Origin of the sequence: Paenibacillus sp. FSL R7-0297, assembly GCF_038009025.1 — a bacterium.
Taxonomy (GTDB): Bacteria; Bacillota; Bacilli; order Paenibacillales; family Paenibacillaceae; genus Paenibacillus_AQ.
Window position 1 is genome coordinate 3,434,862 of record NZ_JBBPAQ010000001.1, and the last position, 23,200, is coordinate 3,458,061.

The window sequence follows — 23,200 nt, forward strand, 5'->3', positions numbered from 1 at the left end:
TCAATCAATGAATAAGGTGTTTGAAGATTTTTTTAGTGAATTGCAAGCGGATATGGTCTCTATATGTTTGGAGTATGTTAGTAATAATGCTGATACAATATTTATCTATTGCTCATTTGAGGAAAAGGTCATTTCCAGTGATTTTTTCTTCTTGATTAATGGGAAAGTTGTTAGAAAAAATAAATTAAATGATGCTTTGGAAAAAAATGAAAATAAATTTCAATATAATACATCTGTAGACCGGCAAAGAGGAGTAATGAGAATAATAAATGGAGACATCGAAAAAATATATAAATTATGCAATGATTACAACAGAGAAATGCCCACTGAAATTAAACTAGTTTACAAAGTAGATAAGAATAGTCTTAATGCTGAATATAAATATGATTTGATACATACTAATGATCCTGTTAAAACTGCAGATGACATTTCTATGGAATGGTTTGAACAAATTAAAATGGGACTAACTAATAATAAAGTCTGAACCCAATGATTTTGTTTCTTTTTTGGAAGTGACTAACGTTGGTCACCAAACTGCCTAATTGCAAATGAAACAGAAATTATGTTCGTTCAATTAGGAGGGAGAGTCAAGTTATGACCTAAGTCAATTACTTGAAGTATTCTTTTATGATGAAGAAAGTGTCGCTATTCTATTACACAGGACAGGTCAATTGTGGTCAGATGCCCCCATGATTGACTTGTTTTTGTTGTTTTCGTTTCTCATAGGGGTTCGGCAGTACCGGTTAAGAAGAAAAGATAATATTCATTCTTAATGGTCTTATTAAAACCGTTGACAACAGATTTGTTAATCAAGCAAGGATACTACAATTGAGTTTTTCGGAGGAGAAGTCAATATTGCTTTGATGGTAGATGGTGAAGAAGATGGCGAATTTAGTGAAAAACAGTATGCTTCATATAATACTTTTAATACTTTGAAAGAAAATTGGGGGGGCTATTCAGCAAAGTATTCTTTGTCAAAATATTTCTATTTCATTTACAGACCGACTATAAGTGGATTCCACCAAAGTTGACCTGTTTTTTCGTCAGGCATCAGAACAAAAGAGATAAATACAAATTAACATGGCACGAATTAAATGATGTTAAAACAATGCAGCTTGTCCCAACAAAGATAAACAATACATTTGAACATCTTGGTGGTGTTGGTGGAACGCGGGTGCGTTTGAACCTGAAGGATTTGCGGATAAATAGTAGGGAGAGATTTAAAAAGGGAAGGACAAGATATTGGGATTCTATTTAAGAGTACATGGGATCAGGAAAATGGCCTGGGACTTCGTTTATTGGATGAAGCTGTAGTTGATGTTGGATATCAGGATGTTGTAATTTAGCAGCAAAATAATCGGAATGGGGAGCATCTATATTTTTTGACGGCGCTTCTTCTCCTGCTTATAATGAACAAATATAATGCAGCAACAACGACGGGAGACGCGGAATGGATCAATATACGGAAGATATAGGTTATATCATGTGGAGAGTCACGAACAATTGGCAAAAGTTAATGAAAGCTGAGCTGCGGGAGGTGGATCTGACACATGTCCAATTTGCGCTGCTGCGTTCCTGCCATGCACTGAATGAGCGGGAAAGCGCGTCCGGTGTGACGCAGATTCAGATTGCCCACAATTCTGATATCGATCCGATGATGGCTTCAGAAGTGCTGAGAACATTGGAGAAAAAAGGGTATATCAGCCGTGTGCCGCATCCGCAGGATACCAGAGCCAAGCTGATCTCACTGACCGAATCCGGTGTAGCTGTTATGGAACGTGCCAGCCGGATTGTTATGAGCGCGGACCAGATGTTTTTCTCCAGACTGGGGCCGGATATGCATGATTTCATTGCCCGCCTAAAGACGCTGTCGACATAGCTCTGGAATGAATTTGCCAAAAGAAAGTTTAAAGAAAAACCTTGACTCCATTTAATAAGTGAACATATAATAATCGAACATATAGATAATATGGTTAGGCAATTCGAGAGGAGAACGTTAGTACATGAATGAGGCAACACAAATCAAGGTGAAATACAAGGTAATCCCTGTGCTCGTTGCGCTATTATTAGGGGGATTCATCGGGTTGTTAAGTGAGACCATGATGAACGTGGCCCTGCCCGTGCTTATGGCGGAGTGGAATCTTTCCGCTTCAACCGCACAATGGATCACCACAGGTTACATTCTGGTCATCAGCATCATTATGCCGGTCTCAGCCTTACTGCTGCAGTGGTTCACAACTAGAAAACTATTTGTGACAGCGATCAGCTTATTTATGCTCGGAACCTTGGCCGCAGGGCTTGCCCCGGGCTTTGGGATGCTGCTTATCGGGCGTTTGGTTCAAGCAGCGGGTACCGCAATCTTGATGCCGGTCATCTTCAATACGATCCTGACTATTATTCCACCCGCTAAACGCGGGGCGGCTATGGGTATGGTAGGTCTCGTGATGATGGTAGCTCCGGCGCTTGGACCTACCGTGTCCGGGCTGATCATCGACAAGCTGGATTGGCACTGGATGTTCTGGGTGCTGGTTCCTTTCCTGGTGATCGACTTTATTATCGGGCTGCTTAATATTGAGAACGTGGCAACGATCACCAAACCGAAGATTGATATTTTGTCGCTTGTCCTGTCCACCATCGCCTTTGGAGGTATCGTATACGGGCTTAGTGTTGTGGGCGAAGGAGACGGAGGCTGGGGCAGTCCGAAGGTTATTGCCTGCCTTGTTATCGGACTTGCAGCGCTCTTACTGTTTATCTTGCGCCAGCTCACGATGAAGCAGCCGATCATGAATCTGCGGGCGTTCAAATATCCTATGTTCACAGCAGGTACGTTGTTTATTGTTATCGGCTTCCTGACGATTTTCGCTACATCGTATTTGCTGCCGATCTTTATGCAGGGCTCACTGAGATTGTCAGCGCTGTATGCCGGACTGCTCATGCTTCCCGCAGGGCTGGTCAATGCCATACTGTCACCCATTATCGGACGGAGCTTTGATAAAGTCGGCCCCCGGGTACTGGTTATTCCGGGTATGATCATTCTGTCCGCTGCCATGTGGATGTTCACCAGCGTTGACGTAAATACTCCAGTCTACATGATCATTCTTATGCACTGCTGCATGACAGTGGGTCTGGCGCTTACCCTGATGCCGGCGCAGACGAACGGGCTGAATCAGCTGCCACGGGAACTGCATCCGCATGGTACAGCCATCATGAATACCCTGCAGCAGTTAGCCAGTGCAGTCGGGACAGCTCTGATTGTAAGTGTGATGACTGCCGGCCAAAGTACTTACATCAGTACTCATTTGGATACCGCAGCAGCGGATATGGGATCACTAAGTCTGGCGGCAGGCGTGCATAATGCGTTCATTCTGGCGGCAGTCATCACGCTGATTGGTGTGATTGCCGGATTCTTCGTGAGACGGAGTATCGTTCACAGCCATGCTGCAGCACAGCCGGATACGCCAAGACGGCAGACGGCTTCCTAATATTCGAGAGTTCATAAGGGGATTTCCGGCAGTTGCCGGAGGTCCTCTTTTAACAATGGAGTACAAATATAGCGGGTTTCTATTGGTCACTTGCACAATGCATTTCGTCCGATCATCAATATTCTTTTACTGCCCCGAGACCGTATAATGAGAGCGTGTTCAACAAGTACTTAGGGGGATATTCGAAATGGAAGGATTAATCATTGGTTGGTACGGAGCACTGACAGGACTGGCAATTGCCATTATTCTGATCCTTAGAAAATTGAATCCGGTATACGCACTGTTCCTGGGAGCCATTGTAGGGGCGCTTATTGGCGGAGCCAATCTGGAACAGACGGTAAGCGTTCTTGTAAGCGGTACACAAAGTGTAATGGGCACGGTTCTGCGGGTGCTGGCCGCCGGAGTCCTGGCTGGTGTCATGATGGAATCGGGGGCGGCTGAAGCCACTGGCCAGACTTAAAGTAGATGCGCTTTATATTCTGCCGCTGGCCGGAATTATCGGTATGCTGGCGATGGGGCAGGGGAACAAGGTTCTGCAGTATACTTCCTCCGGTCTCCATAAAATGACAGCCACCGTCCTGATCCTGATCGGGGCAGGCGGAATTGCCGGCTTGATCTCTGCTTCGGATTTATCGAATCAGGTGGTTCATCTCATTGAGCTGTCCGGAATCTCCGGCACGTTCCTGGCACCGATCTCCGGTATTCTGATAGCAGCGGCAACTGCGTCCACTTCGACTGGGGTTATTGTGGCGACCGGTTCCTTCGGACAGGCCATTCTGGATATGGACACGGCTCCGCTGGCGGCAGCCGTTATGGTCCATACCGGGGCGACGGTCATCGACTCGCTGCCGCAGGGCACTTACTTATCACGTTACTGCGGACAGTATGAAGATGACGATCAAACAGCGTATGGGGCTCATCCCTTACGAAGCGCTTGTCGGCGGAACGATGACGATTGTGGCTACGCTGGTTTACGGATTTTCATTCTAATATCAATATCATATACGGGGTGTGGAAATGAGAGAGAAAACCTTTGTACTGGCACCGGATTCCTTTAAGGAGAGTATGACTGCGAAGGAAGTCTGTCTTGCGATGGAGAGCGGACTGCGGAAGATTTATCCGGAAGCGGCTTATATCCATGTTCCCATGGCAGACGGCGGAGAGGGGACGGTACAGTCTCTTGTCGATGCTTCCGGCGGGGAGATTCATTATAAAAAAGTCGTGGGGCCGCTGGGACAGCCGGTTACGGCGAAATACGGGATTCTGGGCGACGGAGAGACTGCGGCGATCGAAATGGCTTCTGCCAGCGGCATTCAGCTGGTGGACAAGGCGGAACGGAATCCGCTGATCACAACGACTTACGGTACGGGTGAGCTGATTATGGAATGTCTGGAACGGGGAATCCGCAAGATTATCATCGGCATCGGCGGGAGTGCGACCAATGACGGCGGCGCAGGCATGGCCGAGGCGCTGGGTGCGAGATTCATCGATGAGGCGGGGAAGTTGCTGCCGCGCGGCGGCGGCAGTCTGGGCCGGCTGAGCAGCGTCGACATCAGCTCACTTGATGCAAGACTGCAGCAGATTCAGCTGATTGTGGCTTGTGATGTGACGAATCCGCTCTGCGGTGATCACGGGGCATCGGCGGTATTCGGCCCGCAAAAAGGTGCTACACCTGAAATGGTGCAGCAGCTTGATGCCAATCTCGCTCATTATGCGGCGGTGGTGAAGCAGCAGCTTGGCAAGGATGTGCGGGATCTTCCCGGTGCCGGTGCGGCCGGCGGTCTGGGGGCAGGCCTTATGATCTTCACGCAGGCCACACTCCAGAAGGGGATCGAGATCGTGATTGAATACACGGGTCTAGGCCGGAAGCTGGCGGATGCGGATTTCGTATTAACCGGTGAAGGCGGAATCGATTTCCAGACGAAATTCGGCAAAACACCATATGGTGTAGCCCGTACCGCCAAGGCCAACGGCAAGAAGGTGATTGCCCTGGCCGGCTACATCGGCGAAGGAATTGAAACGCTGTATGCAGAAGGCATTGATGCCATCTTCGGCATAGTCCCGGGCGCTTCCAGCCTGGAGCAGTTATTGGCTGAAGGCCCGGCTAATGTTGAGCGGACCTGCGAGAATATTGCGAGGTTGCTGAAGCTTAGCGAATAGTGGAGCTGGACGGGTAGTGCAGCGAGGTGAATAGTGGAGCTGGGCGAATAGCTGAGTTGAATTGGATTGAGTTGAGTTGAATTGAGCCTGATTGAATAGCCCCTGGGATAATTCCCAGGGGCTATTGATTTTGTGCGGGAGATAAGACTATAAATAATCCCCGCAGAGGTGAAATCCTGCACGAAATACAACATTCTTCCCGTGATATCGGGTCTAATCACAGATTGTTGTATTTCATACAACAATCGTTACGAAACCGCCTGAATTTACGCTTCCGAGTTGTATTACGTACAACATTTGGAAACGCGGGGCAGTAATTCAACGCACGGGAGGCCCCGCAATCCGCACCCGCCCGCACCCGAGCCCGAGCACCCGCCTGCCTACACCCGCATCCGCCCCCTCGCACCCGCACCAGCACCCGTACCGGCACCGACACCCGCACGGGACGCCCGCGCAACCCGCACCCCCTCCCTCGCCCGCATCCTCGCCCGGGCATAACAACACGAGAAGCCGCTCTACTTATAGAGCGCTAGCAATTCATACGTAAGCTCGAAGAGCTGCAGTTATGGTTGATGAAGCTTCTAAGTGTCTCCAGCAGATCGGCGGTATCCTCCAGCTTGATCGCCCTGCCGGGTTTGTCCGACAGCTTCGCATGGCTGAGCTTCACCAGAAATTCAGCTTCTTCGAAGGTAATGGCTTGTGAAGCAGGCTTCAGCGCAAGCTGTATACCCAAGGCCAATTTGGCCTGAGGTATCCCTCGGCAATGCTGGGTTCCAGTCTGCCGGAGGCCAGCAGCAGGAGCGGCTGGTTATGCAGCAGCTTCTTTTCTTAATTTCTGGGAATACGCTCCCAGATGGGCGAGCAGCATTTCCAGCATAGCCTTCTTGCGGTATACCTCATTCGCGAGATTCTCCAGTGTGTTCCGCTGTTCGATGAGCAGGAGGGATACCGTTGTTCTTACGATGTTGCAAAAAGGCCGGACTTCCTCAGGGCTCCCGGAAATTCCGATCACACCAACGCGGGTGTTGACGATGACAATCGGTTCGTTGGTCCTTTTTTCTCATACAGACCATCCTCCAGCACCTCGACCATTTGCCCGGTGGACAATGCCTTGACTGCACCCTGGTGAACGGTGCCGACCCGTTCTTTCTTTCCGCTGCCGACAATAATCCCCTGATGATTAATGATGATGATGTTATAAGGAATATCCATCATCATTTTACAATTTCCTGTGCCTGCTTCTCGGATAGCTGAAACAACCGGAATTTCCCCCTTCGCCGTGCCCGGAGGGCTGCCTAGGCAGCCTCAGTCTCTTTCATTGTGCATCTGAACAAAAGTATAGAGCTTCTGCACGGAGAATAAAGGCTGAACCGGTGTACCGGAGCTAAGGGGGCGGCCAAACGGTCCAGGCAGAGTAGCGTAGCGGTGTTTTACGGGTTATGGGGACTATGGACTAGATAGAGATTTGGGAGATTCCCGCCCGGCTGAAAATCTCTTTCAATTTAACCTCCTTGTCAGCATTCCAGGGGGTTACGGGTGCAAGACAGAAGGTGGACACCGGCACACCAGCCAGACGAATGGCTTCTTTTATTGAAGGAATGAAAGGATCATCAATGCTATACAGCGCAGGGATCTCTATGATTCTCCGGTGCAGCTCATGCACCTCTGCCAGATCATTCTTCAGGAAGCTGCTGAGTAACCCGAGCATCAGCTGCGGTGCGAAGTTGGCACTGGCGGCAATCGCCCCGTCTCCACCGGCAGCAAGCGTAGGCAGCAGATATTCATCGAAACCGCAAAATACCGAGAAGTCCGGTTTGACCGCCTTCACCTGCATAATCATCTGCCGGATATGGCTGAGCTGGTCTACGGTTTCCTTAATTCCAGTTACATTTGTGTATTTGGCGGCAAGGCGGCTGACGAAGGCCGGACTCAGATCCTGGCCAGTCAGTGCCGGGAAGTTGTACAGCATCAGCGGCACATCAACGGCTTCCAGAATTGAGGCATAATGCGAGAACAAAGCCTCCTCGCTAAGCTTGTAATAATAAGGATTAATGACAACGACGCCTGTTGCTCCTTGCTCCGCAGCATGCTTGGTAAGGCGGAGGGTCTCTGCTGTCGTATTGCTGCCGGTACCAATCCATACGGGAAGACGGCCATTCGTGTATTTAACGCATACCTCAGCGATTTCCTCGCGCTGCTCGGTGCTGAACAAGCTGAATTCTCCGGCTGTCCCGAGGAAAAAGAGTCCCTGAACCCCTTGCCGGATCAGGCTGTCGATCAGCAGCTTCATTCCGCTAGGGTCGAATTTTCCGGATTGATCCAGAATCGTCGGAACCGGGGGGATGATGCCTGTATGATGCGGTCTCATGGTCATGTTAGAAATTTTCATTTTATTCCGCCTCCAAGTTTGTTATTATAAACATAAGATTATTATAGTGAACTAAGGCGGCTTAATCAATTGATTTATGAGAGGGGAATGAAGGTTTGGACCGGAAATATTGGGTTCCAGCTTTAGAACGGGCCGATCTGATTCTTACGGCAATCTCCAGGAAGCCCGGAGAACATAAGATGACCGACCTGTGCGATGAAACGGGCATTAACAAAAGCTCCATGTTCTCGCTGCTACGCACGATGGAAACCCTGCAATGGGTGGTGAAGGATGACAGGGAGGCTTACGCACTGGGGGCTGGGGTTTCCTACTATAATACGGTTTACAACGAATCCCTTAAGCAGAATACGAATCTGGTGGAGCGGTTCCTGGTAAGCTCTGCACAGAGTGTCAGGGTAATCGGGGAAACCTTTCAGTTATCGGTTCTTGACCGGGATGAGATTATCTATCTGGCCAAGCAGGAAGGGCCCTCACTTGTGAGGCTGGAGTCCAGCCCAGGGATGCGGTTCCCGGCACATGCGACCGCCATGGGCAAGATGATGCTGGCATTGCTGCCGGAAGCCGAGCTCCTAAGACGTTACTCCGGCAAAACCTTAACTGCGGTTACGTCTCACACGTTGACGAGTTGGGCGGAATTCACGGCTGCATTGTCTGAGATTCGTGAGGCCGGTTACGCCGTGGACCGGGAAGAAATTATTCAGGGCATCAGCTGTGTGGCTGCGCCGATTCTGGATGCTACAGGAAATGCCGTTGCCGCTGTAAGCACCACGATGCTGCAGCATGCTTTTGCCGATAAACAGGAGGCTGCGGTCCGGGAAGTGATAGAGCTGGCGAGGAAACTATCCTCGTGTTAATCGTCTGGGCAAGTTCATTCTGAAGGAAAGAAGGGTTAAGTGTGAAGCTGACATTGCATGAGATTATGAAGGAAGCCATAGATGATACTATTCCTGTACATACCGCTGCGGAGGGTCCCGCAGGCAAGCTGCCGATTACAGGAGAGCAGCTGCGAAGTGCACCAAGCGGAGAAATCTTCGGCATGACTCAGAATGCGGGCATGGGCTGGAATCCGCTGCTGCTGAACAGACCGCAATATCTGATTCTCGGCACAATGGGCGGAATCCGGCGGGAGGACGGCAGTCCGCTAGCGCTCGGTTACCATACCGGACACTGGGAAATCGGCGTGATGATGGAAGAAATTGCTGAGGAGCTCACCGCCAATCAGGGGATACCGTTTGCCGGTTATGTCAGTGATCCCTGTGACGGGCGTTCCCAGGGGACCACGGGCATGTTCGATTCTCTTCCTTACCGGAATGATGCTGCCGTGGTTCTACGGCGGCTGATTCGTTCCCTGCCTACCCGCAAAGGAGTTCTGGGCGTAGCCACCTGCGATAAAGGTCTGCCCGCCATGATGCTGGCGCTGGCCGGAATGCGGCATCAGCTTCCGGGGATTATCGTGCCTGGCGGCGTTACACTGCCGCCGGTTAACGGCGAGGATGCCGGCAAGGTACAGAGCATCGGAGCGCGGTTCAGCAATGGTGAACTTTCGCTCGAGGATGCAGCAGATCTGGGCTGCCGGGCCTGCGCGACCCCGGGAGGCGGCTGTCAATTCCTCGGCACCGCCGCAACGGCCCAGGTGATTGCTGAAGCACTGGGCATGTCACTGCCACATTCGGCTCTGTCACCATCGGGGCAGCCGGTCTGGAAGAATATCGGCCGCCAGTCGGCCCGCGCACTTCAGCATATGGAGCATAGCGGGATAGTGATGAGTGATATTCTTACAGATCAGGCTATTAAGAACGCGATGGTACTGCATGCTGCGTTCGGAGGCTCCACGAATCTGTTGCTGCATCTGCCGGCCGTTGCCCATGCCGCCGGGTTGAAGATTCCCACAGTAGATGACTGGAACGAGGTGAACCGCCAGGTTCCCCGGCTGGTCAGTGTGCTTCCGAACGGTCCGGTGCCGCATCCGACGATCCGCGTGTTCCTGGCAGGCGGTGTCCCTGAAGTCATGCTGCATTTACGGCGCCTGGGACTGATTGATGAATCCGTACTGACGGTAACGGGGCGGACACTGGGCGAGAATCTCGACTGGTGGGAGACTTCGCAGAGACGGACGGACATGCGCAGGAGATTACAGGAAGCGGACGGTATTGACCCGGATTCTGTGATCATGAGCCCGGAAGAGGCCAAGCGGCAGGGTATGGCTTCCACGATGACGTTTCCCACCGGGAACCTCTGCCCTGAAGGGGCGGTGATCAAATCGGCAGCGATTGACCCTTCCGTCTTGGACAGCGAAGGAGTCTATAGGCATACGGGAAGAGTGAAGGTGTTCACTGCCGAGAAGGATGCGATCCGTAGCATTAAGGACGGCAAGGTGAAGGCTGGCGATATCCTAGCCATTATCGGCCGTGGGCCGAGCGGAACAGGAATGGAAGAGACCTACCAGCTGACATCCGCGCTCAAGCATCTGCCTTACGGCAAATATGTCACGCTGATCACGGATGCCCGTTTCTCCGGTGTGTCCACCGGTGCCTGCATCGGGCATATGGGACCGGAAGCGCTGGCGGGCGGTCCCCTCGGGAAGCTGCGGGATAATGACTGGGTAGAGGTGCTGATCGATACTGTGAAGCTGGATGGGAGCGTGAATCTGGTCGGGGAAGGCGGAGAAGGGGGACAGCCGCTGTCGAAGGAAGCAGGCACCTTGATTCTGGCTTCGCGGACTCCGCATCCGGGTCTTGCCGTTGATCCGGGACTGCCCGATGACACCCGGCTATGGGCCGCACTGCAGGCAGCAAGCGGAGGGACCTGGCAGGGCTGTGTCTACGATACCGACAAAATCATTGCCTTACTGGAAGCAGGACGGCAAGCATTGGGGGAGAAAGCATGAGCAGAAATCTGATTCATAATCCGATTCTCCGCGGGTTTCATCCGGACCCGTCGATCTGCCGGGCGGGGGAGGACTACTACATTGCCACCTCCACCTTCGAATGGTTTCCCGGCGTACGGATTCATCATTCACGCGATCTGTTAAACTGGCGCCCGCTTACGTATGCGCTGACCCGCAAATCGCAGTTGAATATGGAAGGTGATCCGGATTCCGGAGGCGTATGGGCGCCTTGTCTCACTTATGATGCGGGACTCTTTTATCTGATCTATACCGATGTCAAAAGCAGACAGGGGGCGTTCAAGGATACGCCTAACTATCTGGTAACTGCTAAGAATATCGAAGGTCCCTGGTCTGAGCCTGTGTATCTGAACAGCAGTGGCTTCGACCCTTCGCTGTTCCATGATGAAGACGGGCGCAAATGGCTGGTTAATATGCTGTGGGATCACCGCACCGGGAATAACAGCTTCGCCGGCATTGTGCTGCAGGAGTATTCGGCAACTGAGCAGCGGCTTACCGGTCCGGTCATTCCCATTTATAAGGGAACGGAGCTGAAGCTCACGGAAGGACCGCATCTGTACCGGAAGGACGGCTGGTATTATCTCATTACGGCTGAGGGCGGCACACAGTATAATCATGCGGTAACCGTGGCGCGGTCACGGCAAATCGAAGGGTCTTACGAAACGGCCCCTAATCATCCGCTGCTGACTTCTGCCGGAAATCGTGAATTGGAGCTGCAGAAGGCGGGACACGCCAGTCTTGTCCACACGCATACAGATGAATGGTATATGGTGCATTTATGCGGCCGTCCCGTGAAGGACAATTATTGTAATCTGGGCCGGGAGACGGCTATTCAGCGCTGCGAATTCACGGATGAAGGCTGGCTCACCCTGGCCGGCGGCGGGAACGCCCCGGCGCTTACTGTGCCCGGTCCGGCCATTCCGGAGCATCCATTCTCCGCTCCGGCTCCCCGTGATGATTTCGATGCCCCGCAGCTGGATGTCCGCTGGAGCACCCTGCGTGTGCCTGCTGAGGAAGCGTGGCTATCGCTACAGGAGCGCCCCGGGTATTTGCGCCTCCGGGGCAGAGAATCCATGAGCTCCATGCACCACCAGAGTCTGGTTGCCCTGCGCCAGCAGGCTTTCAGCTGCAGCGCCGAAACCGCCATTGAATTCGAGCCGCAGCACTTCCAGCAGATGGCCGGATTAATTGTCTATTATGATACGAAGGATTATCTCTACTTGCGGATTACTCATGATGAGACCCTCGGGAAATGCGTGGGCATCATCCGCTCGCGGGACGGGGTCTATGAGGATACCCTAACTGCGGATGTCCCGCTGCCGACGGGAGCAAGCGTAGCATTAAAGGTAGTGATCGACCGGGAATTCGCCCAATTCCACTATCAGTCGGGGGAATCCGCTTGGGAGAAAATCGGCGGGCCCATGGAAATCTATCATCTGTCCGATGATTTCCCGGCCTACATCCGCTTTACCGGGACTTTCATCGGAATGTGTGTGCAGGATTTGAGCGGAACGCTTCATGCGGCGGATTTTGATTATTTTGAGTACCAGGAGTTTGATGTGTAAGCGTAGTTAATATTGATTGAAATACGATAGGACCAGGCGTCACTGAAAGAGCGGTTGTATATCCATTACATCGTTCTTTCGTGCCGTCTTTTTTACATTTCTGACTAAGTCATTGACCTTAGGTCTGGCCTAAGGTATATCATTGAAGCATAGGCAGGGAAGTGAGGAGGGATGAGTGTTGGGGGCGGAAATTACAATTGGCGAATTGGCCGAGCTGATGCAGGTGTCGGTTCATCAGATCAGGTATTTTGAGGAAAAAGGGGTGCTTCTCCCTTCCTATACGGATACGAACCAGTATCGCAAGTATGGCATAGACCAGATCTATCAGCTCTCGCAAATTATGCTGCTGCGCAAGCTGGGGATGCCCGTGCAGGCGATAAAAGAAAGTATGGCGGAGGACGGAGAGCAGGTAATGGAAGAGAAGCTGCATCACTCGCTGGGGGAGGTAGGCAGAGAGATTGCCAGGCTCCAGCAGCTGGAGCAGCTCCTCTTGAAGGTTCTGCATGAGCAGCGTGATTTTCAGATGGACAAGCAGAGCTACAGCGTGAAAATGCGTGAAGCATTGCAGCTGCAAAAGTGGTTTGACATGGATTCGGCAGCCGCTCTTGATGCAAGAACACTGGTGGAACAGTCTGCAGGCGTAAACCATTTGTTCGAAACTGATATTCATTATGTTTATGACCGTAAGGATACTGTCTCATTGTATACGGCTCTGGAGCGGGGCAGAGGAACCGGACGGATTTTACCGGCGGGCAACTATCTCTCTCTTAAGTTACAGGTGAAAGATGAATCCGGGCTTGAGAAGGCTATTGAACAATTCAGCCGCCATGCTGAGCATGAATATGGTGAACTTCCGGGTCCGCTTATTCTTATCGAGAAATCCTACCTCTCTTTGTTCAGCCAGGGCATGCTCCATTATGAGATATTGCTCTGCATTGAAACCGAAGCCGCTTCGGGCGTAGATCCTTTATGACCCATTCTTCTGTTCCCAAAACGATTACCACTGTAGACATACAGCCGGAACATAATCTTGAGGTCAGCCGGATCATTGTGCATGGATTCCAGAGTAAGTTTATGGCGCTAGCCAAGGTTGATCCAGGGGAGTTAGCCGTGTTTTTTGAGCAGCTGCTGGAGCATTCAGCGGAAGGTCTGTGCACGAAACGGGTGGTGGCGCTGCGAGGCGGGGTAGTGGCGGGTACCCTTAGCCTGAAGTGGCACAAGAACTCTGTAAGTATCACCGGAAAGGCGGCTGAATCCGCCAAGCTTTCTGCATGGAAGCAGATTACAGCGATTGGCACAAGAAATACACTGCTGCTGCTGGCCACACTCTATGGCTTGAACTATGACCCATTGCCGGGAGAATGCTATATCGCAGATCTTGCGGTTCATCCTGAACATCAGGGTAAAGGTGTAGGGCAACTGCTGATAGGCCGGGCACAACAATTTATGCAGGATCATCCGCGATTAACATATTTAAGCCTGCATGTCTCTGGAAACAACAGGGCTGCCAAGAGTTTGTATGAACGGCTTGGATTCAGCACCCAAGCGGAAGAGTATAGCCTGTTAAGCAAATTTCTGTCCGGTGAAGTGAAGTGGGAGTATATGATCAGCAGGCAATATGGAGGTTCATATGAACAAGAAAATCGTAATTAGCTTAATCATCGTGTTAGGTATACTGCTTGGTGCGGGTCTTTATATTGTGCGTCAGAATACGTTTGAAATGATAGAGCAGTCCGTTGAGATTCCCACCCCGCAGGGCAAATTAACGGGGATACTGACGCTCCCTAAGAACGCCGCAGGCGGACTGGGTTTAGTACTATTCATCCATGGCGACGGACCGGTCGATGCTTCACATCATGACGGATACAAACCACTCTGGGAACGGCTCGCCTCGCTGGGGTATGCCTCTCTGTCGCTTAATAAAAGAGGAATCAATGGATCCGCAGGCAGCTGGCTTGAGCAGAGTATCGGGGATCGGGTGGAGGAAGCCGGACAGGCACTGGCCTGGGCCAGAGCGCAGACGTTCGTGGATAGCGGGCGGGTTGGTGTATGGGGAGCCAGCCAAGCGGGTTGGGTGATTCCGAAGCTTGCGGCACAAGAAACGCTCGCATTCAGCATTCTGGTCTCACCGGCCATCAATTGGCTGCAGCAGGGGGCGTATAATACCCGGCAGCAGATGAAGAAGGACGGGTATACCGCCGAGGAAATTAAGCGTCAGATCACCTACGAGCAGCAAGTGGACGAGCTTTTGCTTCAGGGAGCAGACTATGAAGAATATACACAATTGACTCATCCGAAGGAGGCAATGTCCGCAGAACGCTGGTCATTTGTCCGCCGGAACTTTCTGTCAGACGCTACGAATGAGCTACAGAACTTCAAATCCCCGGTGCTCCTGCTGCTTGGCGAAGAGGACTTGAATGTAGATGTGGAGCAAACGGAGTCGGTGTACCGTGAGAACATCAGCCCTGCCTCACTGCTCACGGTTAGGCTGTTCCCGGACACCGAGCATTCTATGCTTCGGGTCCAAACGGCTGATTCTGCTCTGCGTGCATTGATGATCAGTCTCTTTGCCCCTCGGAAGATTACAGTTGATGGTTATATGGAGCAGATAGAACAGTTTCTTAGTAAACAAGGCTGAAGGGTGGAAGGAAGAACGGAGGGGTTGGATATAAAAGAAGACCGGGACCAACCGTCCCGGTCTTTCGGTAAGTACCTATCTCGTATCACCTGCCCATCAGGCGATATATTTCTCCAGCGTAGCCCGCACAGCACCGGGGCCCGCCAGCATCTCAGTGAACATCCCTTGGATGACTTCACCCAGTCCAATGGCGTACAGGTCAACGCCGAAGATGGCTTGATCCTCGAGAACCGCCCGCACCTTCGCTGCCTGCTCTGCATTCGCGCCTAGCGTAATTCCTTCCAGCCGCGCCTGTAAAGCTTCCAGTAGCGGGTCGGGACTCAGCGCGAACACGCCGCCTTCATCGTTCACGCCGAGCAAATACCGGCACCAAGCTGCAATTGCCAGCGGAATGGCCGTAAGCTGCGCCGGATCGAGCTCCTCACGGCGGATGTACGACTTGATCGTCTCGCCGAAGCGGATGCCGACCTTCTGCGAAGTATCGGTAGCAATCCGCTGGGGGGTATCCGGAATGAACGGATTGGCGAAGCGCTCCTGCAGCACTTCATCGAGGAACTGCTTCGGACTCAGAATGCCCGGGTCTACAACCACCGGCAGGCCTTCTTTGTAGCCAATAATCTCCACGAGCTTCCGCAAGGTATCATCCTTCATCTCATCGGCAATCAGCGTGTAACCGAGCAGACAGCCGGTTACTGCCAGCGCAGTATGCAGCGGATTGAGGCAGGTAGTTACCTTCATGGTTTCGACATTGTTGACCGTATCCCGGTCGGTGAAGATGACACCGGCTTCTTCCAGCGCCGGGCGGCCGTTGGTGAATTTATCTTCAATCACCAGGTACTCGCTGATCTCGGCGTTGACGAAGGGGGCGGTGTACGTATTCTTGGAGGTGACGATCACATCCATGCCGCCGATTCCCTGCTCCAGCAGCGCCGCCTGCACCGATTCGGACGGGCGCGGCGTGATTTTGTCAATCATGGACAGCGGAAAGGTAATCTTCTGCTCATCCTCAAGATAAGCAACGAAGCCTTCTTCTACATGGCCTTTGGCCGCCCATTCTTTGGCGATCGTAACCATGCCGTTCTTCAGCTTATCGCCGTTATGCGAGCAGTTGTCCATGCTGACGAAGGTCATCGGATGCTGTCCCTTCAGATAACGCCGGTAAGCGAAGGAGCAGACGATGCTCATCGCATGGACCGGCTGCTCCGGACCGCCGGCGATATCCTTCTCGACGATACCCAGATACTGGCCGTTCGGTCCGGTGAGGGAATAGCCTTTTTCCGTAATCGTGAAGCTGGCCATCTGCAGGCTGGGATTCTCGAACACTGCGGTCAGGCGGCTGTAATCCGCTTCGCGGGTCTTATCCGCTGTGAGACCTTCCACGATGCTGCTGACGATTCTCTTCTGGAAGTCGCCGCGCGCATTCATCAATACCAGCAGAGTCAGATTATCATAAGGCTTGTAGACCTTGTCGATCATCTCGAAGTCGAAGGTCTCGGCAGCAATGATACCGGTATCTGCCTTGCCGCTGTCGAGCAGCTTCTGGTGGGCATTGGCCACGAAGCCTCTGAAGATATTTCCGGCTCCAAAGTGAACCCACTCCGGCTTATCCAGTGTATTCTGTGCTACCGCTGCGAAATCGAACTGCGGCAGCTCTACACCTGCGGCTTCCCAGGCTTCACGGTCCGCAATGCTGCTTCTGGTGAGGCTCAGCATTTATTTCGCCCCCTTGGCATTCTCCAGGCTGTCCCATACGCCCAGCAGATACATAATGCCCATCGCTCTGTCGTACAGGCCATAACCCGGACGGCAGTTTTTCTCTTCGCCCCAGAGATGTCTGCCGTGGTCCGGACGCACATAGCCAGTGTATCCGTTCTCGTGGTAAGCTTTGACAACCTCAGCCACATCCACGCTGCCATCTTGCCCCCGGTGGGATACTTCAATGAAGTCGCCATTGTCGAATACCTTCACGTTGCGAATATGGGCGAAATAAATCCGGTCGTGGAATTCGCGGATCATCGCCGGAAGATCATTCTGCGGGTTGGTTCCAAGCGAACCTGTACAGAAGGTAAGGCCGTTATACGGACTGTCGACCATGTCCAGGAAACGGCGGATGGAATCGCGGCTGCGGATGATGCGCGGCAGTCCGAAGATCGGCCAGGCCGGATCGTCAGGGTGAATCGCCATACGGATATCCACTTCTTCACACACCGGAATAATGCGCTCCAGGAAATACTTCAGGTTGTCGAACAGGATATCCTCGGTGACATCGGCGTAAGCCGCGAACAGATCATCCAGCTTCTCCAGCCGCTCCGGCTCCCAGCCCGGCATTGTGAATTCTCCGGCACCCCTCAGAATCCGGTCCACCATTTCGCGCGGATTATCCGTAATGGCAGCCTTTTCATAAAAGAGTGCATTCGATCCGTCCGGCAGCTCCTTATACAGCTCAGTACGGGTCCAGTCGAACACCGGCATGAAGTTGTAGCAGATGACCTTAACGCCGACCTTGGCCAGCTTGCGGATGGTATCGATATAGATGTCAATGTATTTGTCGCGGGACGGCAGCCCGATCTTGATATCATCATGAACGTTAACGCTTTCTACAACCGCTGTGCTGAAGCCTTTGGCTGTAATCTGATCGGCAACCTTCTGGATTTCTTCCATTTCCCATACTTCACCCGCTACCTTGTGATGCAGCGACCAGACGATGCCCATTACTCCGGGAATTTGACGTACATGGTCAAGGGTAATATTGTCGTTGCCCTCGCCATACCATCTCCAAGTCATATTCATTGTCATTTCCTCCTTGGTATTAAACATAAATACAAATACAATCATTCTGAAGCCTTGTGACAATTGACCATACGGATAAAACGTTTTGTGATATGATTATCTTGTATACAAGCTAGGATTCGTATTGATCATAGAATAAGCTTTATGCTTTGTCAATGTAATTCCTATCTGTTTTCTATATAATGAGTGGAGAAGAATATCGTACAGAAAGTTGGTCCATTCCATGACTTCCAAGAAAGAAATAATGTCGTATCTGAAACAGGAAATTCTCTCGCTTGCGCTGAAGCCCGGGTCGATGATCAGTGAGACCGCGCTTTCCGAACGCTTCGAGCTGTCGCGGACGCCGATCCGGGATGTGCTGAAGCAATTGTCCCTGGAGCAGTACGTGGACATCTATCCCAAAAAAGGCAATCTGGTCTCGTACATAGATCTGGAGTCGGTGGAGCAGATAATCTATCTCCGCAATGTGCTGGAGAAGGAAATTATGAAGTCGCTGGCCGGTAATATTCCGCTGAAGGGGCTGCATGAGCTGAGGGGCAACCTTGCGCAGCAGCAGAAGTGTATTGAGCAGGCCGAGGGGGCCGAGGTTTTCCTGCAGCTGGATGATCAATTTCACCGCACCATGTTCGGCCTGGCCGGACGAGAATTCCTGTGGGGGGTGCTGCAGCAGTTCAATGTGCATTACATCCGCTACCGGAAGCTGCATATGCTGAAGGACGAGAAGCTGGCTACGATTCAGCAGGAGCATCAGCAGCTGCTGGATTATACCCTGCAGGGGGACACGGCGGGGATCGATGAGCTGCTGCATCATCATCTGCGGGCAGATATTGATTCGACGAACTTTCAGGAGCATTTTGCCACTTATATCAAGCAATAAATCCGTATTCTGGACCGTCTGGCAGATGCCAAATATCCCTGCACTCATGTGACATGAAGGCAGGGATATTTGGCATGGAGGCCTATAGTCCGGACTCGCGGTATTCGCGCGGTGAGGTGCCGTGCCAGCGCTTGAACTGCCGGCTGAAATGGGCAATATCGCGGTAGCCGAGAATGCCTGATATCCGGCTGACGGACAGGCTGGGATCATCCAGCAGGACCTTAGCTTCATGGAGCATCTGTTCGGACAGAAACTCCCGGGGCGAGATGCCGAACACCTGGCGGAACACCCGGTAGCAGTGCGAGGCGCTGATCCCGAGCTCCGAGGCAATATCATCAATTCCGTAATGGCTGTCATAGGGCAGCTCCAGCTTGAATTGCTGGTAGACCAGCCCCTGAAGGCGGCCGCGGATCTGGTGGGCCAGCTCAATCTTCTCATAGGTGGCAGGGGAAGACAGATCAGCTTCAATAGAGAAGGCTTCCCACAGCTGGGCGAACAGATCGAAGACGGCGGACTGCAGCCTCATGCGCTGTGACATGGTGATGTCTCCCGAGATAGAGCCTGAAATATCCACCAATTTGGAGAGGATGGGCCCTAGCTTATGGGCAATATTGCTTGCGGAAGGGAAGAGTACGTGATCCAGGCGGCTGAGCAAGGAGATCAGGAGCTTGTCATCGATATCAAAATGAATGCAGAAATACGTAAAAGCCTGGCCGTTTCCGCTGCGGCTGGCATGAGAATCTCCCGGCCGGAGCAGTACTAAGTCTCCGGCCCGTTGGATATAGCTGCGGTTATTAACGGTAAACAGTTGCTCCCCTTCGAGCACATAGTTGAATTCATATTGCGGATGGGCGTGCAGCGGATAATCCCATTCCCCGCTGACCTTGCGCAGATGCATACCAAACAGGTTAAGCGTGGTTTTCACATCCGGGATGATCGTTTCACTAAGGCATTGACCCAATACAGGCGGTAAAAAAGCGGAAACCAATAGATTCTCCCCCTGACACTTGCGTTAGAATTAACGAGTGTATTCGTTTTACGCGATCCATTATCTCGTTTTTAGTATAGCTGAAACCTGCTTGATTTGGGTAAATAATTGCTTGATTTGACAATGTTCCCGTCCGGCGGCAGCGTGGTAGGATGAACCTGAACAGGAACTAGTATACAAGATGGGCGAAGAAGCCTGAGCTTCACGGCTGTGTTAATAACCGTGGCTCAGCGATACCTGCCCGGTCATACGCCCGCTAAACATGATTAATACACTGGAGGAGATGTTGGCATGAGACAACAACCGGACAATCAGACTGCCGTAGTAGCCGGCAGCGGATACGACGCCTGGTTAAGCTACCCGAAGCTGCCGCAAGGCAATCTATATACGCAATATGTGAAATGGTGCGGAGCCGTAACCGTGACGGAAGAGCAGGAGACGGTGCAAGCGGCGCTGCGTGAATGGCAGAGAGGGATTGCCTCGATGCTGGACATTGAGGCAGGGGCTTCACCGGCTGCGGGCGGATTCACCATAGCATTCGGCACCTTCCATGGTGGCAATCCGCTGATTCAGGATGTATTTGATGTGAAGACGATTCAAGGGGTAGGACCGGAAGGATTCGCGATCCGCACCAGCCTGACCCAGAAGTGCATTGCCGTAGGGGCTTCCGCACCGGCAGGTGTGCTGTATGGTGTCTTCCACCTCCTGCGCCTGATTGGAGGTCTGAAAGACATTGAGCGTCTGGATGAAACCGTGAATCCGGTGAACGCGCTGCGCATGATCAACCATTGGGATAATTTCGACGGCAGTGTAGAGCGGGGATATTCGGGGAGATCCTTCCTCTATGAGAATAACCGCTTCACGGATGATTTTAACAGAATTACCGATTACGCTCGGCTGATGTCTACCGCAGGGATTAATGCCATTGCGATCAATAACGTGAACGTTCATGCGCTGGAAACATTGTTTATCTCCACCTACCTGCCCGATGTAGCGAGAATCGCTGATGTATTCAGAACCTATGGTATCCGGCTGTTCCTGAGCGTGAACTTCGCGGGCCCGATGCATGAAGGTGAAGTAGGAACTGCAGATCCGCTGGACACCGGAGTCCGGGAGTGGTGGAAGACGAAAGCGGCTGAAATCTATACGGTGATTCCTGATTTCGGCGGATTCGTGGTCAAGGCCGATTCGGAGAACCGGCCAGGCCCGTTCACGTACGGGCGGGATCATGCCGATGGCGCCAATATGCTGGCGGAGGCGCTGGAGCCGTTCGGCGGCATCGTTATCTGGCGCTGCTTCGTGTACAACTGCAAGCAGGACTGGCGTGACCGCAAGACGGACCGGGCGAGAGCAGCCTATGATCATTTCAAGCCGCTTGACGGTAAGTTCCATGATAACGTAATTCTGCAGATCAAGAACGGCCCGATGGATTTCCAGGTCAGAGAACCGGTATCTCCGCTGTTCGGGGCGCTTGAACAGACCAATCAGGTAATTGAATTTCAAATTGCCCAGGAGTATACCGGACAGCAGCGTCATGTCTGTTATCTGGTTCCGCAGTGGAAAGAGATTATGGAATTTGATACGCTGGCCCAAGGCGGAACGGCTCCGGTGAAGCATATCGTTGACGGCTCGTTATGGGGCAACCGTTACAGCGGTGTGGCCGCGGTATCCAATGTGGGCAATGACCGGAATTGGACCGGTCATCTGCTGGCTCAGGCGAATCTTTACGGATTCGGGCGGCTGGCCTGGAACCCGGAGCTTAGCGCGGAAGAAATAGCTGCGGAGTGGATCGCCCTGACGTTTGGTGCAGAGGCTGCGGTTGCCGGCGTAATCAGCCGGATTCTACTGGATTCCTGGGAGATTTACGAGTCCTATACGGCACCGCTTGGCGTGGGCTGGATGATTAACCCTGAGCATCACTATGGACCTAATGTTGACGGCTATGAATATTCACAATGGGGTACCTACCATTATGCCGATCATCAGGGAATCGGTGTAGACCGGACTGTGGCTACAGGCACCGGATACAGCGCCCAGTATATGGGCAACAATGCGCAGCGCTATGATTCGCTGGAAGAATGTCCGGATGAACTGCTGCTGTTCTTCCATCATGTGCCTTACACCCATGTGCTGCATTCCGGCAAAACTGTGATTCAGCATATCTACGACACCCATTTTGCAGGTGCGGAACGTGCTGACGGGCTGCTGGCTGCCTGGAACGGATTGAAGGGAAGGATCGCAGAGGGGTTGTATGTGCAGGTAGAGGAACGTCTGCGGGGACAGGCTGCGCATGCCAAGGAGTGGCGCGACCAGATCAATACTTACTTTTACCGCAAGAGCGGTATAGAAGATTCCGGAGCACGCAAGATTTATTGAGAGTTAATAGGGAACTATTAGGAGGGGCAGGTTCATGACGCTCACTTTCGGACAGGTTATCGGACATTTAACAGCAGGCATCCGCAAGCCGGATGGAACGGTAGACAGGCTGGAGCCGGGTGCTCCGGAGTCGGAAGTGCAGGGAATTGTGACCGCCTTCTCGGCTTCGCAGTATGTAATTGAACAGGCGGTCTTGCTTGGCGCGAATCTGATCATTACGCATGAAGGTGTTTTTTATAGCCATCAGGACAACCGGGAAGGATTGGAGAATGATCCTGTATACCGGCAGAAATCTGCATTGATCGCCAGCACCGGGGTAGGTATCTACCGCTTCCATGACTATGTGCACCGCTATACACCGGACGGGATCATAGAAGGGCTGCTGCGGGAGCTGGAATGGGAGCCGTATGTCGAACGGCATCTGCCCCATGTGTCTATTCTCTCGGTCCCTGCTGCGTCAGTTTCAGAGATTGCCGGATATTTGAAGCAGCAGCTGCATATCCCCTATGTCCGCGCAGCAGGCAATTTATCCGCTGTATGCAGCAGAGTGGGCGTGCTGGTTGGCTACAGAGGCGGTGGTGCAGCTACCATTCCCCTATTTGAGCAGGAGTCACTTGATCTGATTATCGCCGGTGAAGGCCCGGAGTGGGAGACCCCGGAATATATCCGGGATGCCGTCCGGCAGGGCCGAAGCCAGGCATTAATTATGCTGGGCCATGCGGAGAGTGAAGCGCCGGGGATGAAGCTGCTGGCGCAGCGGCTGGCCTTGCAGTTTCCGGATGTACCGGTGCATTATATTCAGGAACAGCCTGTGTATCAAATTGTATAACTGGAGAAGCCTCTTTGAAGGTGTGAAGATCAAGGGACAATGGCTGTCCCTTCAGGTCTTCTGCCGGCAAAGGGGGGACAATCGGCGGGAATATCCAGCCGGATTCCGCATTAAGAATATTGTTTGTATACAAGATTCGGCTTACATTGTAGAGGCAGCAAGCCGTCAACTGCACTTATATCGGAGGCGGTCCGTATAGCA

20 protein-coding genes and 2 pseudogenes are annotated in these 23,200 nt (G+C 52.3%); 15 read left to right on the forward strand and 7 right to left on the reverse strand.

Annotated features, from left to right (window positions below; all coding sequences use genetic code 11):
• Positions 1 to 7: 7 nt before the first annotated feature.
• From MKZ24_RS14920 to MKZ24_RS14955, 6 genes and pseudogenes are all read left to right on the forward strand, one after another.
• Complete coding sequence (locus MKZ24_RS14920) at positions 8 to 484, forward strand: hypothetical protein (RefSeq protein ID WP_042238127.1); 477 nt, start codon at positions 8 to 10, stop codon at positions 482 to 484.
• A 328-nt stretch (positions 485 to 812) separates the two neighbouring features.
• Positions 813 to 1,346 (forward strand): annotated as a pseudogene (locus MKZ24_RS33105) (HNH endonuclease signature motif containing protein); the annotation flags it as partial.
• Positions 1,347 to 1,450: 104 nt separating this feature from the next.
• Positions 1,451 to 1,879: a MarR family winged helix-turn-helix transcriptional regulator gene (locus MKZ24_RS14940; protein ID WP_042238125.1), complete on the forward strand. Its 429-nt coding sequence runs from the start codon at positions 1,451 to 1,453 to the stop codon at positions 1,877 to 1,879.
• Between the two features lie 124 nt (positions 1,880 to 2,003).
• A complete protein-coding gene (locus MKZ24_RS14945; RefSeq protein ID WP_042238124.1) occupies positions 2,004 to 3,482 on the forward strand; it encodes an MDR family MFS transporter in 1,479 nt (492 codons plus the stop codon).
• Between the two features lie 187 nt (positions 3,483 to 3,669).
• Positions 3,670 to 4,472: pseudogene (locus MKZ24_RS14950) on the forward strand (GntT/GntP/DsdX family permease).
• A 27-nt stretch (positions 4,473 to 4,499) separates the two neighbouring features.
• The gene (locus MKZ24_RS14955; RefSeq protein ID WP_042238123.1) at positions 4,500 to 5,642 is read left to right on the forward strand and encodes a glycerate kinase family protein; all 1,143 of its coding nucleotides are present in this window, start codon (positions 4,500 to 4,502) and stop codon (positions 5,640 to 5,642) included.
• A 529-nt stretch (positions 5,643 to 6,171) separates the two neighbouring features.
• Here MKZ24_RS14955 and MKZ24_RS14960 read toward each other — a convergent pair.
• The 4 genes from MKZ24_RS14960 to MKZ24_RS14975 form a co-directional block, all read right to left on the reverse strand.
• Positions 6,172 to 6,381, reverse strand: a complete 210-nt coding sequence (locus MKZ24_RS14960) for a hypothetical protein (protein ID WP_052416635.1) — start codon at positions 6,379 to 6,381, stop codon at positions 6,172 to 6,174.
• A 69-nt stretch (positions 6,382 to 6,450) separates the two neighbouring features.
• The gene (locus MKZ24_RS14965; protein WP_340784159.1) at positions 6,451 to 6,654 is read right to left on the reverse strand and encodes a sugar diacid recognition domain-containing protein; all 204 of its coding nucleotides are present in this window, start codon (positions 6,652 to 6,654) and stop codon (positions 6,451 to 6,453) included.
• Positions 6,651 to 6,860 carry a sugar diacid recognition domain-containing protein gene (locus MKZ24_RS14970; protein ID WP_340784162.1) on the reverse strand — a complete coding sequence of 70 codons (210 nt, stop codon included), beginning with the start codon at positions 6,858 to 6,860 and terminating at the stop codon, positions 6,651 to 6,653. The genes MKZ24_RS14965 and MKZ24_RS14970 overlap by 4 nt, the downstream gene beginning before the upstream one ends.
• Positions 6,861 to 7,095: 235 nt before the next feature.
• Positions 7,096 to 8,031, reverse strand: coding sequence for a dihydrodipicolinate synthase family protein (locus MKZ24_RS14975; protein WP_340784164.1), 936 nt, complete (start codon positions 8,029 to 8,031; stop codon positions 7,096 to 7,098).
• A 95-nt stretch (positions 8,032 to 8,126) separates the two neighbouring features.
• Between MKZ24_RS14975 and MKZ24_RS14980 the strand changes: the two genes are divergently transcribed.
• The 6 genes from MKZ24_RS14980 (at position 8,127) to MKZ24_RS15005 (ending at position 15,139) form a co-directional block, all read left to right on the forward strand.
• Complete coding sequence (locus tag MKZ24_RS14980; RefSeq protein ID WP_042238121.1) at positions 8,127 to 8,885, forward strand: IclR family transcriptional regulator; 759 nt, start codon at positions 8,127 to 8,129, stop codon at positions 8,883 to 8,885.
• Positions 8,886 to 8,950: 65 nt separating this feature from the next.
• A complete protein-coding gene (locus MKZ24_RS14985) occupies positions 8,951 to 10,918 on the forward strand; it encodes a YjhG/YagF family D-xylonate dehydratase (protein WP_042243002.1) in 1,968 nt (655 codons plus the stop codon).
• The gene (locus MKZ24_RS14990) at positions 10,915 to 12,501 is read left to right on the forward strand and encodes a glycoside hydrolase family 43 protein (RefSeq protein WP_340784166.1); all 1,587 of its coding nucleotides are present in this window, start codon (positions 10,915 to 10,917) and stop codon (positions 12,499 to 12,501) included. The genes MKZ24_RS14985 and MKZ24_RS14990 overlap by 4 nt, the downstream gene beginning before the upstream one ends.
• Before the next feature lie 178 nt (positions 12,502 to 12,679).
• Positions 12,680 to 13,474, forward strand: coding sequence for a MerR family transcriptional regulator (locus tag MKZ24_RS14995; protein WP_445324167.1), 795 nt, complete (start codon positions 12,680 to 12,682; stop codon positions 13,472 to 13,474).
• The gene (locus MKZ24_RS15000) at positions 13,471 to 14,154 is read left to right on the forward strand and encodes a GNAT family N-acetyltransferase (protein WP_042238118.1); all 684 of its coding nucleotides are present in this window, start codon (positions 13,471 to 13,473) and stop codon (positions 14,152 to 14,154) included. Before MKZ24_RS14995 ends, MKZ24_RS15000 begins: the two co-directional genes overlap by 4 nt.
• The gene (locus MKZ24_RS15005) at positions 14,132 to 15,139 is read left to right on the forward strand and encodes an alpha/beta hydrolase family protein (RefSeq protein WP_340784173.1); all 1,008 of its coding nucleotides are present in this window, start codon (positions 14,132 to 14,134) and stop codon (positions 15,137 to 15,139) included. The genes MKZ24_RS15000 and MKZ24_RS15005 overlap by 23 nt, the downstream gene beginning before the upstream one ends.
• A gap of 96 nt (positions 15,140 to 15,235) precedes the next feature.
• Here MKZ24_RS15005 and MKZ24_RS15010 read toward each other — a convergent pair whose 3' ends face one another.
• Both MKZ24_RS15010 and uxuA read right to left on the reverse strand, forming a co-directional pair.
• The gene (locus tag MKZ24_RS15010; RefSeq protein WP_340784175.1) at positions 15,236 to 16,852 is read right to left on the reverse strand and encodes a mannitol dehydrogenase family protein; all 1,617 of its coding nucleotides are present in this window, start codon (positions 16,850 to 16,852) and stop codon (positions 15,236 to 15,238) included.
• Positions 16,853 to 17,929, reverse strand: coding sequence for a mannonate dehydratase (gene uxuA / locus MKZ24_RS15015; protein WP_042238111.1), 1,077 nt, complete (start codon positions 17,927 to 17,929; stop codon positions 16,853 to 16,855).
• Positions 17,930 to 18,173: 244 nt separating this feature from the next.
• On the opposite strand from uxuA, the gene MKZ24_RS15020 reads away from it, so the two are divergent.
• Positions 18,174 to 18,806 (forward strand): GntR family transcriptional regulator, encoded by a 633-nt coding sequence (locus MKZ24_RS15020; RefSeq protein ID WP_340784179.1) that lies wholly within the window; start codon positions 18,174 to 18,176, stop codon positions 18,804 to 18,806.
• An 82-nt stretch (positions 18,807 to 18,888) separates the two neighbouring features.
• Here the strand turns inward: MKZ24_RS15020 and MKZ24_RS15025 are convergent, their stop codons facing one another.
• Entirely contained in the window at positions 18,889 to 19,794 is a 906-nt protein-coding gene (locus MKZ24_RS15025) for an AraC family transcriptional regulator (RefSeq protein ID WP_042238106.1), read from the reverse strand.
• Positions 19,795 to 20,085: 291 nt separating this feature from the next.
• Between MKZ24_RS15025 and MKZ24_RS15030 the strand changes: the two genes are divergently transcribed.
• Together MKZ24_RS15030 and MKZ24_RS15035 are read left to right on the forward strand one after the other, a co-directional pair.
• Complete coding sequence (locus MKZ24_RS15030; protein WP_042238104.1) at positions 20,086 to 22,170, forward strand: alpha-glucuronidase family glycosyl hydrolase; 2,085 nt, start codon at positions 20,086 to 20,088, stop codon at positions 22,168 to 22,170.
• A 34-nt stretch (positions 22,171 to 22,204) separates the two neighbouring features.
• Positions 22,205 to 22,999 carry a Nif3-like dinuclear metal center hexameric protein gene (locus MKZ24_RS15035; protein WP_340784182.1) on the forward strand — a complete coding sequence of 265 codons (795 nt, stop codon included), beginning with the start codon at positions 22,205 to 22,207 and terminating at the stop codon, positions 22,997 to 22,999.
• Positions 23,000 to 23,200 lie beyond the last annotated feature (201 nt).

Coding starts and splice junctions, on each gene's coding strand:
- MKZ24_RS14920 (WP_042238127.1), top strand. CDS start 8: ATGAATAAGGTGTTTGAAGATTTTTTTAGTGAATTGCAAGCGGATATG.
- MKZ24_RS14940 (WP_042238125.1), top strand. CDS start 1,451: ATGGATCAATATACGGAAGATATAGGTTATATCATGTGGAGAGTCACG.
- MKZ24_RS14945 (WP_042238124.1), top strand. CDS start 2,004: ATGAATGAGGCAACACAAATCAAGGTGAAATACAAGGTAATCCCTGTG.
- MKZ24_RS14955 (WP_042238123.1), top strand. CDS start 4,500: ATGAGAGAGAAAACCTTTGTACTGGCACCGGATTCCTTTAAGGAGAGT.
- MKZ24_RS14970 (WP_340784162.1), bottom strand. CDS start 6,860: ATGATGATGGATATTCCTTATAACATCATCATCATTAATCATCAGGGG.
- MKZ24_RS14975 (WP_340784164.1), bottom strand. CDS start 8,031: ATGAAAATTTCTAACATGACCATGAGACCGCATCATACAGGCATCATC.
- MKZ24_RS14985 (WP_042243002.1), top strand. CDS start 8,951: ATGAAGGAAGCCATAGATGATACTATTCCTGTACATACCGCTGCGGAG.
- MKZ24_RS14990 (WP_340784166.1), top strand. CDS start 10,915: ATGAGCAGAAATCTGATTCATAATCCGATTCTCCGCGGGTTTCATCCG.
- MKZ24_RS15000 (WP_042238118.1), top strand. CDS start 13,471: ATGACCCATTCTTCTGTTCCCAAAACGATTACCACTGTAGACATACAG.
- MKZ24_RS15005 (WP_340784173.1), top strand. CDS start 14,132: ATGAACAAGAAAATCGTAATTAGCTTAATCATCGTGTTAGGTATACTG.
- MKZ24_RS15010 (WP_340784175.1), bottom strand. CDS start 16,852: ATGCTGAGCCTCACCAGAAGCAGCATTGCGGACCGTGAAGCCTGGGAA.
- uxuA (WP_042238111.1), bottom strand. CDS start 17,929: ATGAATATGACTTGGAGATGGTATGGCGAGGGCAACGACAATATTACC.
- MKZ24_RS15020 (WP_340784179.1), top strand. CDS start 18,174: ATGTCGTATCTGAAACAGGAAATTCTCTCGCTTGCGCTGAAGCCCGGG.
- MKZ24_RS15030 (WP_042238104.1), top strand. CDS start 20,086: ATGAGACAACAACCGGACAATCAGACTGCCGTAGTAGCCGGCAGCGGA.
- MKZ24_RS15035 (WP_340784182.1), top strand. CDS start 22,205: ATGACGCTCACTTTCGGACAGGTTATCGGACATTTAACAGCAGGCATC.